This is a genomic window from Rhizobium sp. ZW T2_16 (assembly GCF_044987325.1).
GTDB lineage: Bacteria > Pseudomonadota > Alphaproteobacteria > Rhizobiales > Rhizobiaceae > Neorhizobium > Neorhizobium cellulosilyticum.
Genome location: NZ_JBJDRG010000015.1, coordinates 32,663 through 46,870 on the forward strand (window position 1 = coordinate 32,663; position 14,208 = coordinate 46,870).

The 14,208-nt window shown below is 56.7% G+C and carries 11 protein-coding genes and 3 pseudogenes; 6 read left to right on the plus strand and 8 right to left on the minus strand.

Annotated elements, in window-relative coordinates; genetic code table 11:
- Window positions 1–426 precede the first annotated feature (426 nt).
- The 7 genes and pseudogenes from ACI3K0_RS23930 to ACI3K0_RS23960 all read right to left on the minus strand — a co-directional run bounded on the left by ACI3K0_RS23930 (window position 427) and on the right by ACI3K0_RS23960 (window position 9,142).
- Window positions 427–1,986 (minus strand): annotated as a pseudogene (locus tag ACI3K0_RS23930) (glycoside hydrolase family 43 protein).
- Between the two features lie 67 nt (window positions 1,987–2,053).
- Window positions 2,054–2,461 (minus strand): annotated as a pseudogene (locus ACI3K0_RS23935) (ABC transporter ATP-binding protein); the annotation flags it as partial.
- A gap of 107 nt (window positions 2,462–2,568) precedes the next feature.
- On the minus strand, window positions 2,569–3,783 hold the full coding sequence (locus ACI3K0_RS23940) for a diguanylate cyclase (protein ID WP_404946376.1): 1,215 nt from the start codon (window positions 3,781–3,783) through the stop codon (window positions 2,569–2,571).
- A 452-nt stretch (window positions 3,784–4,235) separates the two neighbouring features.
- Window positions 4,236–4,652 (minus strand): hypothetical protein, encoded by a 417-nt coding sequence (locus ACI3K0_RS23945; RefSeq protein ID WP_404946377.1) that lies wholly within the window; start codon window positions 4,650–4,652, stop codon window positions 4,236–4,238.
- A 549-nt stretch (window positions 4,653–5,201) separates the two neighbouring features.
- Entirely contained in the window at window positions 5,202–7,385 is a 2,184-nt protein-coding gene (locus ACI3K0_RS23950; RefSeq protein WP_404946378.1) for a glycogen debranching N-terminal domain-containing protein, read from the minus strand.
- Window positions 7,382–8,527: a glycosyltransferase family 4 protein gene (locus tag ACI3K0_RS23955; RefSeq protein WP_404946379.1), complete on the minus strand. Its 1,146-nt coding sequence runs from the start codon at window positions 8,525–8,527 to the stop codon at window positions 7,382–7,384. The genes ACI3K0_RS23950 and ACI3K0_RS23955 overlap by 4 nt, the downstream gene beginning before the upstream one ends.
- A gap of 327 nt (window positions 8,528–8,854) precedes the next feature.
- Window positions 8,855–9,142, minus strand: a complete 288-nt coding sequence (locus tag ACI3K0_RS23960; RefSeq protein WP_404946380.1) for a hypothetical protein — start codon at window positions 9,140–9,142, stop codon at window positions 8,855–8,857.
- A 773-nt stretch (window positions 9,143–9,915) separates the two neighbouring features.
- Here ACI3K0_RS23960 and ACI3K0_RS23965 point away from each other — a divergent pair.
- The 6 genes and pseudogenes from ACI3K0_RS23965 to ACI3K0_RS23990 all read left to right on the plus strand — a co-directional run.
- A pseudogene (locus tag ACI3K0_RS23965) lies at window positions 9,916–10,581 on the plus strand (fatty acid desaturase family protein); the annotation flags it as partial.
- A 36-nt stretch (window positions 10,582–10,617) separates the two neighbouring features.
- Window positions 10,618–11,364 carry a transglutaminase N-terminal domain-containing protein gene (locus ACI3K0_RS23970; RefSeq protein WP_286195126.1) on the plus strand — a complete coding sequence of 249 codons (747 nt, stop codon included), beginning with the start codon at window positions 10,618–10,620 and terminating at the stop codon, window positions 11,362–11,364.
- Entirely contained in the window at window positions 11,346–11,483 is a 138-nt protein-coding gene (locus tag ACI3K0_RS23975; protein ID WP_286195125.1) for a hypothetical protein, read from the plus strand. Before ACI3K0_RS23970 ends, ACI3K0_RS23975 begins: the two co-directional genes overlap by 19 nt.
- Window positions 11,484–11,706: 223 nt before the next feature.
- Complete coding sequence (locus tag ACI3K0_RS23980) at window positions 11,707–11,865, plus strand: cold-shock protein (protein WP_206829042.1); 159 nt, start codon at window positions 11,707–11,709, stop codon at window positions 11,863–11,865.
- A gap of 164 nt (window positions 11,866–12,029) precedes the next feature.
- On the plus strand, window positions 12,030–12,245 hold the full coding sequence (locus ACI3K0_RS23985; RefSeq protein WP_183686980.1) for a hypothetical protein: 216 nt from the start codon (window positions 12,030–12,032) through the stop codon (window positions 12,243–12,245).
- Window positions 12,246–12,441: 196 nt separating this feature from the next.
- A complete protein-coding gene (locus ACI3K0_RS23990; protein WP_148147898.1) occupies window positions 12,442–12,918 on the plus strand; it encodes a hypothetical protein in 477 nt (158 codons plus the stop codon).
- A gap of 88 nt (window positions 12,919–13,006) precedes the next feature.
- On the opposite strand, the gene ACI3K0_RS23995 is transcribed toward ACI3K0_RS23990, so the two are convergent.
- Window positions 13,007–13,180, minus strand: coding sequence for a hypothetical protein (locus ACI3K0_RS23995; RefSeq protein WP_404946381.1), 174 nt, complete (start codon window positions 13,178–13,180; stop codon window positions 13,007–13,009).
- Window positions 13,181–14,208 lie beyond the last annotated feature (1,028 nt).

Genomic DNA, 14,208 nt, shown 5'->3' on the forward strand with positions numbered 1-14,208 from the left:
GGAAGATAAAGGGCTGGTCAAAGAGACAATGCGCGCAGTTGGATCCGCTATTCTGACGATCGCGGGGGATCTTGCACAGTCTGAGCTATCTATCGCAGAAGATGTATCCGCCACAGCAATTGAGCTTCTCTCGAGATACCACATCGCCTTATCCGGGCTATCCCGTCGGCGCGACCATTCATTGAACTCTTGGAGCAATAAGCATGCTCAGCGCTTTTCTCAATCGCGCTTAGCGATATGTCAGCAACAGACATGCCGCTGACCTATGGCGGTCGCAGGGTTCAGCGGCTGAGGTTGAAACTTGGCAAAAGCTGTTCTCAATACAGCACGATGCGGAGGCTCAAAGCCGATGTAATGCTTAAGAATTAGCTCGCAAAACACGGGTCACCAGTTCCATTCCGCTCCAGACCAAGACGAGTAAGAAAACTACGAGAAATCCGCGTGCATTGCCTGGCCGCTCGTATCGTTTGCGGCCATGCCAAAAAATGCGCCGGTGAAGTTGGCGTATTCACCTTCGCCGTTTTCGTCGGACAACGCAGACTGATCGAGAACAGGGCCGATTCTTGTCCAGCCGTCATGCCAGTAGTAGAAGCGTGACGCGGCGCCGCGGACTTCAAGCTTCATGCGGACAGGTCCTTGCGGTGCTGCCACGGATTGCTCGAGCATCAGTTCCGTGTTGCCTTGGGGCCATCCGCCCGGGCAGGAAAGTATCTGCAGCGATCGATCGTACTCCTCATCATGGGTAAGGCAGAGGTAGTGGTATGCAAAGCCGTTATAGTAGTCGTCCAGTCCCGCCATCTGATGATAGCTGGTGGGTTCGGCGTCAACGTCGGTTTCGACATCGAAGTCGAAGTCGGTCTGACGGCGTGCCACAAGTGCCTGCTCGAACGTTGATCCGATGGATTCATGCCCGGTCAGCCGCAAATGGCCCGGACGATCGGAAAGCGAAAACAGTCGATCGGGCAGGGGGCTGCGAAACCATTGGAAATCGGCTGGCAGTCGTTGTGGCGCATCGAAAGTATAGCGAACTGGAGTCGCCTCCGCGTCACTCGCCTTCAATCCACGGGGCCTGGCACTGATGTTTCCGGAACAATCGGATCTGCGTGTAGGCGAAGCCATCCATCTTCACCCCAGACGCATTTCTGGATGGAGGTCTCTCGGCCGAGGACCGAGCGCCTGACGCCCGGCAGTGGTTTGCTGCAAAGATGTACCATGTAGGTTTCACCGTCCGGGGTGTCGACGATGTCACCGTGGCCAGAGCGCTGCAGAACGACGTCCGGGTTGAAGCGGCTTGTGAAGACATGAGTGTCAGGATGAACCTCGTATGGGCCTGTTATCTCCCTTGATAGCGCCATGGTGACGGCATGGCGCATACCGGTTCCGCCTTCTGCGACCAACAGGTGGTACCATCTCGTCGATAAAGATGCGGACCTTCAGCAAGACCAAGCGACGATCCCTGGAATATGTTGGTGATCGGTCCCACCAGCTTGCCTTGTGTCGCGTCGTATTCCTGAAGCACGATCCCGCCAAACGGTGTCGGCCGTGCGCGGTAGTCCCATGTCAGGTTCAGCAGCCACTTGCGGCCATTGTCGTCGTGGAACAGTGAAGGATCGAAACCGGAGGAATTGAGATAGATCGGCGCCGACCAAGGCCCCTCGATCGTTTCTGCGGTGACAAGGTAGTTGTGACAATCCTTGACGAACCGGACTTGCGCCTGACCATGGTATAGATGACCCAGAAGCGGCTATCTTTATGAGTAAGGCACGGCGCCCCAGACGCCACACGAATTCTCTACGTCACGCAGATCGAGTTGGTCTGCGCGCTCAAGAGGACGTTTTACCAACTCCCATGACTGGAGATCGTCGAGCGGTAAATCTGTACGCCGGGGTACCACTCAAAGGTGGATGTCGCGATGAAATAGTCATCGCCCACCCTGCAAATCGAAGGGTAGGGGTGAAAATCGGGAAGGATTGGGTTCTGGTTCATTCGTTAACGGATCAGGAGAAATCAGCTTTGAGCTGCGCCAGGGCGGGCGGCAATCTGTGGGCAAAATCTAGGTCCTCACCGGGGATTGCGAGCGGAGCTGAGACTGGTCTTGCCTGTTTGTCGCCACGTAACCGCGACTGCCGTCCATCAGAACGCGCGTATAGGGATGCTGCACCGTATTTTCGAGCAGTTGCTGCCTGGTGGCAATCTCCACAAAACCGTTACTCTGCATGATCGCAACCCTGTCGCAGAGATGTGCGACGACCGCAAGGTCATGGCTGACGAGGATATATGTTAGTTTCTCGCGTTCCCGCAGGTCTTTGAGCAAGCTCAGAATTTCGGCCTGAATGGAGACGTCGAGTGCGGAAGTCGGCTCGTCGAGCAGCAGGATTTTTGGTTCGACAATGAGGGCGCGAGCGATCGCCACGCGCTGCCGCTGACCGCCGGAAAGCTGGTGCGGATAACATTGCTGAAATACATCCAAGCGCGAACAATCGAACCATTACGCCTCATCTAATCGAGGGAATTGCAGGTCATTGGTTCCAATACCTTCAAGGCGCGCTTGTCCAAAAACGCTACGAATCAGGACGCCCCCATCGCCGCTACCCGCAACTGATGATGCGAGGAATCGGCTGAGGGGTGCAGCGGCAATTCGTTTGGCCGTGCGGTCTCAACGCGATTCCGCCCAAGGGCTTTCGCCCGGTACAGCGCGCCATCGGCGCTTGCAAGCATCCCGGCGAGGTCGTGGCAGTCCGGTGCAGCAAGGCCGATACTGACGGTGGCCCCGGTTTTCAAACCCTCTGCCCGAGCGGCTGCGTCGGCGAACCGGCTTGCGATCGCCGAGCCGCGACTGAGAGCTTGGGAATGGTCGCACCGCGGCAGAAGCGCAGCGAATTCCTCACCGCCCAGCCGGACAATAAGCGCGTTGGGCCCCGCTTGTTCGCGGGCGGTTTCGGCGAACAGCTGCAAAACCTTATCTCCGGTCGGGTGCCCATGACGGTCGTTAATCGCCTTGAAGTGGTCGAGGTCGAAGGCGAGCAATGAGACGGGGTCACAATGCCGCGCCCGGAGGATCCGAGATGCCTGCTCAAAAAAGGCGTGACGGTTTACAAGCCCGGTCAACTGATCGGTTTGTGACATGCGGAGCAGATGGAGCTTTTCCTCCTCTCGAATAATCATCAGAAAGGACATCGGCATCGCTACCGAGTACAAGACGGCCTCGTACATCGTCGCCTTCCCGACGATGGAGATAATATCTTGCCCGTACCGCTGAAGGAGAACAGGGGCAATGAACGCTCGGCCGAGGTAGAACACGGCATGGACGGCCGAGATCGATACTGCGATCGGACGTGAGCGCAATCGCTGGGCTGTGCGGCTGCGCAGAAGTATCCATGCTGTCAGGCCGCAGGTCAGCGCGATGGGAATAGACGAGACATGGTTCCAGAAGGCGGCCGGGAAGTGCGTGCCAGCGATCGCCCAGGCGGTGGCTAGGAAGCTTAGGGCTGCGACTGACGACCAGAGATACCGGTGACCGTCGAGGCCGGCGACGGCGTTAAGGACCAGAAGGTAGCCCAACATCATTAGGATGTTGACCGCCCCCATGCCGAGCGCGGCCTCAAAGTGGGTGCGGTTCATTGCAAGCACGCACCCGAGAACGAACGCGAAGAGTGCCGCGGCCAAAATACCGAGCACACGTGCGCGACCTGGATGTGCCTGCCTTTCCCAAAGGAGAAGCGACGCTGACACCAGCAGCGTTCCGACGGTTAGGTACCAAAGGGTTTGTAAATCGATTTGCATTGCTCTGCCTGCCTTACGTCAAAGCCTACAGGGTAGTTTTTATAAGATTCTTTATGTCGCCTCTGATGTCGCCGATATGGTTGGCGTAACCTTAAGCGTGCTGTTAAGTGCCGGCGTCAAATCTGGGGTGCTTTCCGGGAAAGGGCTTGCCGGCCAATCGAATGCGACGGTAGCTGCAGCGGTTCAACGTCTGAAAGCACATCTCTGTGCGCTACCGTATTTTTATAAACAGTATTCACAGGCAATGGGCCATGTCGCGGTTCACAACGTCTGTAGTCACGACCGAATATAGGCGATGATACCACTTTGAGAGGGGAACAAATTCCAGGATAGCCAATCAAGCACTAAGTGAAAATCGGCATTGAAGGGTCTTAGGTTCGTGTCTATTCAAGTCCTGCTTGGCCCGAATGGCGACAGTATTTTTTCGCCATTCAGGTATTAGCTCCCACTTGTCAGTCGGTCTTTATCGGGGCTGCCGAATAGTTTCCCCGAAAGCCAGAGGAAGTGACCATCGTTGGCCACGACATGGCCGAGGCCCGTAAGGAGACATGTGCCGCGCCAATCAAGCAGCCTTCACGCGCCGCATCCGCATAGATCTTCGCTCGCTCCGCACTTGCCTCAGCCGGATCACTGTCATAGGCGACGGTGACGGCCGGATCGGGAAACAATACCGGCGCGACATGCACGACATCGCCCCATAAAAGCAGCTTCTGTCCTTCGCTTTCGACGGCGAAAAAACTATGACACGGCGTATGGCCGGGGCTTGGAATGGCGCGAATGCTGGGCTCTAGCGGCTGGTCATAGCTGAATGCTTTGAAGCGTCCCCTCTTGAAGGGAGGGGCGAGCGATTGCTGGTCGTCATCGAACATGGATTTCAGGCGGTTGGAACTTTTGCTCAGACCAGACCGCAATCAGTACTGAAGGCGGTTTCTCCGCTCCAACAGAAGCTCGTGCTCTATAAGCGTCCTCCCAGCCGCGCTGAGTCCGGTGCCGTCGCCTTGATCGATCAACCCGAGACGAAGGAGCCTTTGTTCGCTGTCCGTAGAGAGCGCCACGTCTTCAGCTCTGAAAAGATGCAGAAGAGCGTGCCACTCTTCAAAAGAAACATCCCATCTGCCTACCATGATTTAATCTCCTCTAACGCAAAATTGTACTAGCACGGACTCGTGCGTGATGATTATTCTATGGCCACGATCTTCATCCAAAAAGCGGGGCTACGTCGGGAAGGCGTCGTTTACCACAGGCCGCTCGGATCTGAAGAATAATCCAGAAACCGCACCAAGCGGAAGCAGGGTTTGGTCATGGTTGGCTCCTGCTCTACTGCTCCACCGCCGCAAGGACTGCCTTTGAAGCGATGCTCCTATTGCCGCGCCAGCGGCTGGGGAGCCTAATATAAAACTTGCCGTTCAATGATCGGCTTACTTCACAATGAGGATCCTGGCGTTTCCTCTTCGGTTCAGAACATTCGTCGCTACGTCATTCCCGTATCGATGCATCCGAAAATCAGCTTGAGAGCAGCCTATCTGTATGTTCCGCAGCACGATCTCGTCGAGGAATGCAGGCATGATCGGATTGCGGAAACGGATCTCATCATCGCTGTGAGCCTGCTCAAGACCAAGACACGCCCCCAGAACGCCGAAGATAGCTGAGGCGGCCCATGCCTGCGGAGAGCAGGCAACCGGATATGGCGTCGGACCTCGACCCGGCTTCCGGATGAAGCCGCAGAACAGCTCTGGCAGACGCCGCATCTCTTGCTCTTTGGCCGCATCGAAAAGACCTTGGAAAACGCGCGCCGCGTCTTCCTTAAGACCGTAACGCACGAGGCCAATGGCGATGGCGGCATTGTCGTGCGGCCATACAGAGCCGTTATGGTAGGACATTGGATTGAACCGAGCTTCGCCCTGGGCAAGGGTTCGGATGCCCCAGCCACTAAATCCTTCCTTGCTCAGAAGTGCGGCCGCGACCCGCTTCGCCCTTGCCGGCGAAGCGATACCCGTGAACAAGGCATGCCCGGCGTTAGAGCTGCGCACGCGACAAGGTCTTTTCATCCCGTCGAGCGCCAGAACATAAGTCCCTAGCTCCTCGTCCCAGAAGTCGGCTTCGAACCGGAGACGCAAGTCTTCGGCGCCTTGTTTCAGATTTCCTGCCAAAACGTGGTGCCCAAGCCTCTCAGCCATCTGCGCTGCAAACCGCTTGGCTGCAAAGACATACCCCTGAACCTCGCACAAGGCGATCGATCCAACTGCGTCGGTACCATCTTCGTGAAAGATGGAGTCGTGGGAGTCCTTCCAGCCCTGGTTCTTGAGGCTGCGGTTCGTTTCGGCTTGATATTCAACGTAACCGTCACGGTCGCGATCGCCATAGTCGTCCATCCAGCGCAGCGCAGCGTCGATGTTCGGCCAGATCTCGGCGATCGTCTCCAAATCACCAGTCGCATCCAGGTACATGCCCGCCAGCATAACAAAAAGAGGTGTTGAATCGACACTGCCGTAGTAGCGGCCAAAAGGAACCTCGCCAGTATTTGCCATCTCGCCATGGCGCATCTCGTGAAGGATCTTGCCCGGTTGCGCATCCGCTGCGGGATCAACTTCCTGGGCCTGCATCGCAGCAAGCGTACACAAGACGCCCTTGGCAATCGTCGGGTCCATCCACAACATGAACATTGCTGTGAAAATCCCGTCGCGTCCAAAAATCGTGCTGAACCACGGAACGCCCGCGTACGGATATAAGCCTAGTGGGGTCGAGGTGATCAGCATATAGACGTCGGAGGTGGCTCTACACGCGACCTCGTTGAAGAGATCGCTTGAACTCTCCACCGTCGCAATACGTCGCGTCTGGGTGCGTCGGGCGCGACGACTAGCACGATAGGCGCGGAAGAAATCCAGCACTAGCGCCTGCCCGCCTTCCTCGCAAGCAACAGTCATAAAGATCGAGGTCTTTTCACCCGGTCCGAGCACAAGCTCCAACGTCGCACGGTTTTGCTCCAGACGTTTCGGAACTGGTGCGAAGACGATCGAGGTTCGCCGTTTCACCGCATCGAGGCCCGTGTACTGAAACTCAACTCTATCCGGCGCGACGACTTGGGACGTCTCCTGCCCACGCTTTTCCCGCTTCATGCCGCGAACTTCAAACAGGTCGCGAAAGTCGGCATCAAAAGTATAGTCGATTGTCAGCGTGCGATGGGAGGCCGTGAAGTTTCGTACGCTGAGCCGCTCGTAACACACCCCCTCGAACAGAAATTTGGTGCGTTCGAGAAAGATTGCTTCTCGTGGGACAACCTCTAGATCCTGATCGATTTCAGGATTCGTGAGATCCACAGAAAGCGCCGCCTTGTCGTCGTGACTGGACGAATTGAGCAGTAAAAGTTTCCGTCCCTGAAAACGAAGCTCCAGTTTCGACAGAAATCTCGTGTCGCGGTAGAACAAGCCTTCTGCAGCATCCGTACCGCCAATATCGCCGTGGCTGTTCAGGACGGCAAAGCTATTCCCGTCTTTAAGGTTTTGTAACGACCCACCGACAAGCGAGGTCTCCACTTCAATATCGTAGCGAGCGGTGTCGAAGGCGTGCGCTCCATCGTTTAATGCAACATTAGCTACCGTCATGAGATGGACCTATGAACTGAGGATAGGCTCACGCCACCAGTAGACTTTATGGTAGAAGCCAGTGGCGCTAAAGGTATAGAGAGATCCTGTCCAACCCGATGGTGATGTGGAATCGTCGCTGACTGTTCCGTCAGGCGTTCGTATTCGGCGACGTAATTCGACGCCATCCGAGTGGACGTGAACCGATTCTCAAACCGTTGTCGCACCGTCTTGCGGTCAAGAATAGCAGCCATGCGAACTGCTACAATGGCCTCTTCGATTGACTCCACGATAAACCCTGACGCCCCCTCATCCAAGACCTCTGGAACCGAGCCCCGACGCCAAGCAATGGTGGGCGTGCCTTCTTTCATGGCCTCGATCATGACCAGGCCAAATGGCTCGGGCCAATCGATCGGGAAGAGGAGAGCAATCGCGTTTCCGAGGAAGTCGCGCTTTTCGTGATCGCCGATCTCCCCAATGAACTCGATCAGCGGGTCGTCAAGCTGCGGACGAATCACGTGATCGAAGTAGTCTTGGTCCGCTGGATCGATTTTTGCAGCGATCTTCAGCGGAATGCCCGTCCGCTTGGCAATTTCAATTGCTCGATCCGGCCGTTTCTCAGGCGCTATGCGGCCCAGAAAGGCTAGGTAATCACGCCTATGCGCATTGGAAGGCGCAGGCCCTTCTGGAAGACCATGCTGAATGTTGGCCAACCAGTTCGCGTTGGGAAGCGGCAAACGCTGGTCATTGGAGATGGAAACGAGCGGCATTTCTGTAAATGCGCGATAGACTGGGTGAAAATCCGGTAGATCGAGCCTGCCGTGTAATGTCGTTAGACAGCGTGTGGAGGAATCCCGAAAAGCAGGAAACTGAAGCAGATCAACATGGAAATGGATGACATCGAATGACGATGCCCGGCGGCGAACCTCGTCCAGCATCACGAGGAGGCTAGCAGTGTGATCCCGAATGCCTCGTAGTCGCAAACCCTGGGGGACAGCCCGTACGAGTTCAGCAGAGGTTTCCGAGTCTCCGCTGGCAAACAGCGTGACATCGTGACCCTGTTCGACAAGTTCTTCGGTGAGCCAGGAGACGACACGCTCGGTGCCGCCATAGAGTTGAGGCGGAACGGATTCCGCTAGGGGTGCCACTTGCGCAATACGCATGGATTATTCTCTCTTGTGCCGAGCGCCAGTCCAGACGAGGTTTCGTGGGACCGCCAGCATCCGCTCACGAGGGCGTTGCTAATGCTCAAGAACAGCGAGTACCTTATATGGGGAGAAAAACGCGTTTGACCAGGATCATGCCCTAGATAACGCCCACCACAGGCTTCACTGGTAATTCGCAGCGAGCACTTGTACAGTACCTGTTGGCTTTCCCAGGCCGAGTTTGGCCGAGACCGGCACGGCCGCCCCGTAAAGGACGTCAAGTAGCACCGACATGTCTACCGCATCGGTTTGCAGCGTCAGGCGAGTAATTGGCTCATCAACAAGTTAAAGAGAAGGGCCATCGCGCAGGCGGCGCGTCGCCAATGACGCCAGGGTTGCCGGTCCCTCGAGGATCGCTTCGACGTCCTGAGCTTTGACTTTGCTCTCTTCAAAAGAGCAGACGTAACTGAAGCTCTTGTTAAAGCGGGAATTGTACCCACATATCTCTAGTCGACCAATGATTGTCATGTCGAGCGGGCGCAGGGCTCCGCCTGGATCTCCCTTCAAAAGATCGATCTGTCCGGCAAGTGTCGCCGGAGACACGCCGGGCTTAGCCGTTCCCGTACGCGTCATATTCTTCAGCGGCCTTACCCCAAACAGAAGGAGGACAAAATGTCTTCCAATCACTATCCCGCGTGTGTCTCGCAAAACCTGGTGCGAACAAGTGCATTCGGCTATCATGAACGCACAGTGATCGCTGACTGTGTGTTAACGATGGCCACCGTGCGAAAGCTGCCTCTGGCGAGCACGAGGTCCTCTTCCACGTCTCAGTGGAAAGCCCGAACGCCGACGACGGCATTAAAATCAGACCGGAATGCGCAACCTCTCAACAAACGAAATCAAAGAGCAGCAAGCTGACAAAGCCGTAAATGGCCCGCAGAAATAGCAGCAGATCAGGAGATTTGTTGCCGCAGGCCCTGCTCACGAATGAAGGATTCATAATGAACTCCACATTCCGCCAAACTGCGGACAAGCTTTTTCGCGCTGCCGAGGCAGGCTCAAACGCTGAAAAACTCACGGTTCTGCGAAAGGGAATGCAGCTGCGACGGCGCGAGCTGCGAGAGACAGAGCGTACCGTCAGGGAAGCCAGCCGGGTCAATGCTCAGTTTCCTTCCGCAACGTGGAGGAAAACCCCTTGACCCAGTTCGACTAGACAGGCGTGGGAGGCCTGTATTCGGGCAAATCTCTCCGCGGGAGCAGGTGGCCACGCTACCGACGTTTTGAGACGGCCGCCGAGGCTCTGCGTTTCGCGGTTGAAGACATGCCCGGCGCACAGCATATGGGTTCTCTCCTCGAAGTCGACGAGGCACGGTTCGACCGTAGACAGATCCGGGCGCTTTACGACGCGCCGGCATATCCGCTGGCACGCCGCATCAAGTAATCACCCGTCTCCCGGCTTTTGCTGCCTGCGGCGCTTATCCCAAGAACGAAATAGGTTCGTGCTGTTCGGAATCGGCCCCGCCTTTCTGTTTCTCCTCAAGCAGAGGCTACCGTTCGGGATGATGCGCTCGGGCGCACTGCCCTGGGTCTCGACCATAGCAACAAACATCGCCGTTACCGTGTTGACGGCACTTTTGATATGGACCGTCGGGATTATCCCGTTCCTCCTGATCCATCTGCCGATCGTCCTCATTGCCGGATCCGCAGGCGTCTGGCTGTTCTACGTTCAGCACCAGTTCGAGGAAACGCACTGGTCGAGACCGCCGGACTGGGCGTTCCCTCACGCTGCCATGCATGGAGCCTCACACTATGATCTGCCGCGCCCCTTGCGGTGGATGAGCGGCAACATCGGCATGCATCATATTCATCATCTCTCTAGCCGGGTGCCGTTCTATCGGCTGCCTGAGGTGCTTCGAGACCATCCCAAGCTTGCAGATGTCGGCCGCATCAGCATTCGCGACAGCCTGGCCTGCGTCAAACTTGTTCTCTGGGATGAGAAAAGGCAGCGGCTGATTTCCTTTAGGGAGGCTGAGATGAGCTTGTTGGCGGCGCAACGAACCAGCGATACCTGAACATACCCGTCGGGTTTGTGCATATGGGGAGCGGAAATGCCTAAAATTTCCATACGCCATCGGACGACTTACAGCTACCGTAGCCCTGTTCAGCTCTCTCCTTACCGACTACTGCTGCGACCGCGCGAGGGGCCAGAGCTCTTGCTGAAAAGGCACCAGATTGCAGCTTCTCCCGGAAACAGGGTTTTCTGGACAACCGATGTGTTCGGGAACGCAGTTGCGACCGTGACGTTCTCGGAGCCGACCAAACAGCTCGAGATCGTCAGCCATGCGGATGTCGATCTGAAATCACCAGCCTGGCCCGTGTTCGATATCGCTGCGTCGGGCGCAAGCTATCCCTTCCGCTACGAGGATAGGATTGGAAAGACCTTGGCGCCCTCAGGGGTGTCCAGTATCCCGATCCTTGGCGAATTGCAGCAGTGGGTCAAGGGCTTCGTCATGGAAAATTCGACCGATACGCTGTCGCTGTTGAAGGATCTTAGTGCCGGGGTTTCGAACGGTGTCGCCCATAATGCGCGCGATACAGGAGAAACGCAGCCTCCGCTGGAGACCATCTCATTGCGGTGCGGGAGCTGTCAGGATCTTGCGACGCTCTTTGCCGAAAGTGTCCGGGTTCTGGCCTCGGGGCGAGGATCGTGTCCTGATATCTCTACGACCCGGCGCACACCCTCGTCGGTTCGTCGCCGGGAGGCTCGACCCATGCATGGATTGAAGTTTTCCTTCCGGGTGCGGGATGGATCGCCTTCGACCCGACAAATAGGAGCATGGGCAGCGCTAACCTGATCCCCGTGGCGGTCGCGCGCGACATCACCCAGCTCATACCGGTTTCGGGAACGTTCATCGGCCCCACGGGCGCCTTTCAATCGATGGACGTCGCCGTGGACATCGCCTTCATTGGCTGATGAACCCTGAACGACAGGCGGAAATGCTGTGATCATACGCGAACCGGATATAAATCCGATGCGTCCCTTGTAAAACCAGAACCTGTGCCCATATATTGATCATCGACCATTGGTTGTGACGTTGGTCCGGAGCTTGGCTCCCGTCGGATTTCCTCTCAAATCATCGATCTTATCCCGCAAAGCATCTCGGGAACCACAACGATTGTTCTGAAAGTAAATAGTCATGACTACTGGCACCGTCAAATGGTTCAATACCACCAAGGGCTTCGGCTTCATCCGACCTGACAATGGCAGCACGGACGTGTTCGTCCATTCATCCGCCGTCGAGCGCGCCGACCGCAAGTCCGGGAAAAGCTCCGCCGAAAATCTTCAGGCAGCTTAAAGTTTTCATTCGCCCCGCTGACCACGGATGTACTGGCAGCAGAGCTGAGTGACTGTGAGAGGTCGGGTTAGCGCCCGGCCTTTTTTGTTTTTGGACCGGGCCAAGGGTCTGATGCTACCCGGCTTCTTGGATGCGTCCGAGGACCAGACCGAAAGAAGATCATCATGACTATGACGAAGCAGGCATTCTTCAAGCCCGAAAAGATCTCCGCACGAGACAAGGCCGCGACCACGAGTGAGGTCGCTCGCCAGATCATCGAAACGGAAGCGGCCGACCGGACCCGGAAAACAGCGCGTCTGCGCCAGTTGCGCGAGGCGCAGCCGATCGAGCCGAAGCCGGTCCGCCCAACGCGACGCCGAAAGACAGCAATAGCGGCTTGATTGCAACCTTTGACCGGAGCTGGTGGCAACACCGCTTTGGTCGGACCAGTGCAGTCTCGGCGCATAAATCGGAAGGATCGGATATGACTGCCACTCCTACAAATCTTCTGTCTGGCTATTCCAATGCCGCTCCAGTAGCCGTCACCGTGATCAGCTTTGTTTTTGTCATGTTCTTGATGGGGGAGGGCTGGCTTTGGTGAACATATCCGACCTGAAGCAAACGCTTTTGCGAAGGCTTCTGAAGCGAGCGGATTATGCCACGCTCGACCTGAAGCCCGAGGTGGGGACGAACCACTTAGCCGAGACCGTTCTCATCGAGCAGATCCGGTCTGGGATGATCGCGCTGGAGGACTACCCGGCCGCCCGCACCACCGGCCTGAAAAGTGAGCCGACGGATCAAGTAACGATCTCGTCCGAGCAGGCGCCTTCGCTGAACGATCCTGTGTCGGAAAGCGAAAAATCGAAAGCGCAGATCGAATTTGCAGCGAGCTCCAACGGCGACCGTTGGTTCTTGTGCGGGGACGGCAAGCACGGTGGCCGCTTTGTGCTGCATCGTTCCAATCCTGCGTCGGGCGGACACGAGACAACCAGCGCCGTCGAGGCCTTCCTCGAACTTAGACCTATTGGGCCTGAGCATGAGGCGTTACGAGCCCTAATAAAGGTCCGGGGATGACGCTGGCCGTCTTAGGGCACCGCTCAAGCTGCGGCGACAGGCGAACCCTGAAGTCAGCCTTCACAGCTGCTGCCAGGTTTTGTGGGGCTCAGCAGGGTTTGCAGATCCGGGTCCCATTGAGGAATACGCGATCGCTGTCGCTCGCCGTGGCTTTGCGTCCAGCGTGAATGATCATCTGGACACCACCTCCCACGAGGATCTCTGCCACCTCATCACATTCACTTTCTCGCAAGAAAAGTTCGATGACGGCGACATCCGGCATATTGGTGCTCTCCAGCCACTTCATCGCCCCAGCGCAGGATGTTAGGCTTTTCGGCTCGCGGACTTGCGCATCGGCAAGCGTTTGCTCCGCAGCCATTGCAATCAGGGCTTCGTCTTTCAGAATCGTCGGGAGGCTCGAAAAATTGCGGAGTGTTGCCGACAACCATATGGGGAGTGGACGTCACAATCTGTTTGAAAACGTTGCCGTGCCATTCTCCGTAAGAGCTCGAACGAGAGCACTTCAGCTGGTCATCTGTTTTGGTCGATCGCACGAGGCGATGGCTGCTGCTCTGCCTCATGGTCCGGTAGCCCGAACTTTATGACTGCTGAAACGAGTACGGCTAAGATCAATATTGCCAGAGCGAGCTTCATCGCGGTCTCCTCCTAGAAGAAGAATCTAACTGATCAGCGACTGCAAAGTTCACGGCTAGAGAAGCGTAGGAGTTAATGCGTCAGCCGTCAGTTCGTGCCGCTGGTTTCTCGTTAGTGTTCCGAGCCACCAAGCATCACCGCTCACTATCGAGAACGAGATCGTCGTTGACGAAGCTCAGGACGATTAAGCCGCTCGTTGCCATCAAGCCGCTGATCGGCAGACCGGCGAGAAGGCCCACACAAGTACCGTAGCAACACTCCGCCGTGGCAAGCCTGCAAGACGGCCAGATGGGAAGGCTTAGGCGCTAGGCCTTCGCGACCTCTACCTACCAGCACTCAGGCGAGATATGCGCCGGGACCAACAATGATCCGAACATCCTGGTGGCGAAACACCGTATACCGCACCACGGCAACCCGCTCCCTTTGGGACATCAACAATCGAGACCGTGAAGCGCAACCACGATAGACGGCACCCGCTCCTACCGGCGCGATCGCAAGAACCACTGGCGACGATGGCACAGCGCAGGTTCATCAGAGCGCCACATCGACATTGATCCCCGACGGCTTCTGGGTGCGTCGCGATCCGCATCGCTACAATGCGACGATCCGGGAAATTCCCTCCGTATTCGTGCGGATGGCGTCTGGCGCGGCCGGCAC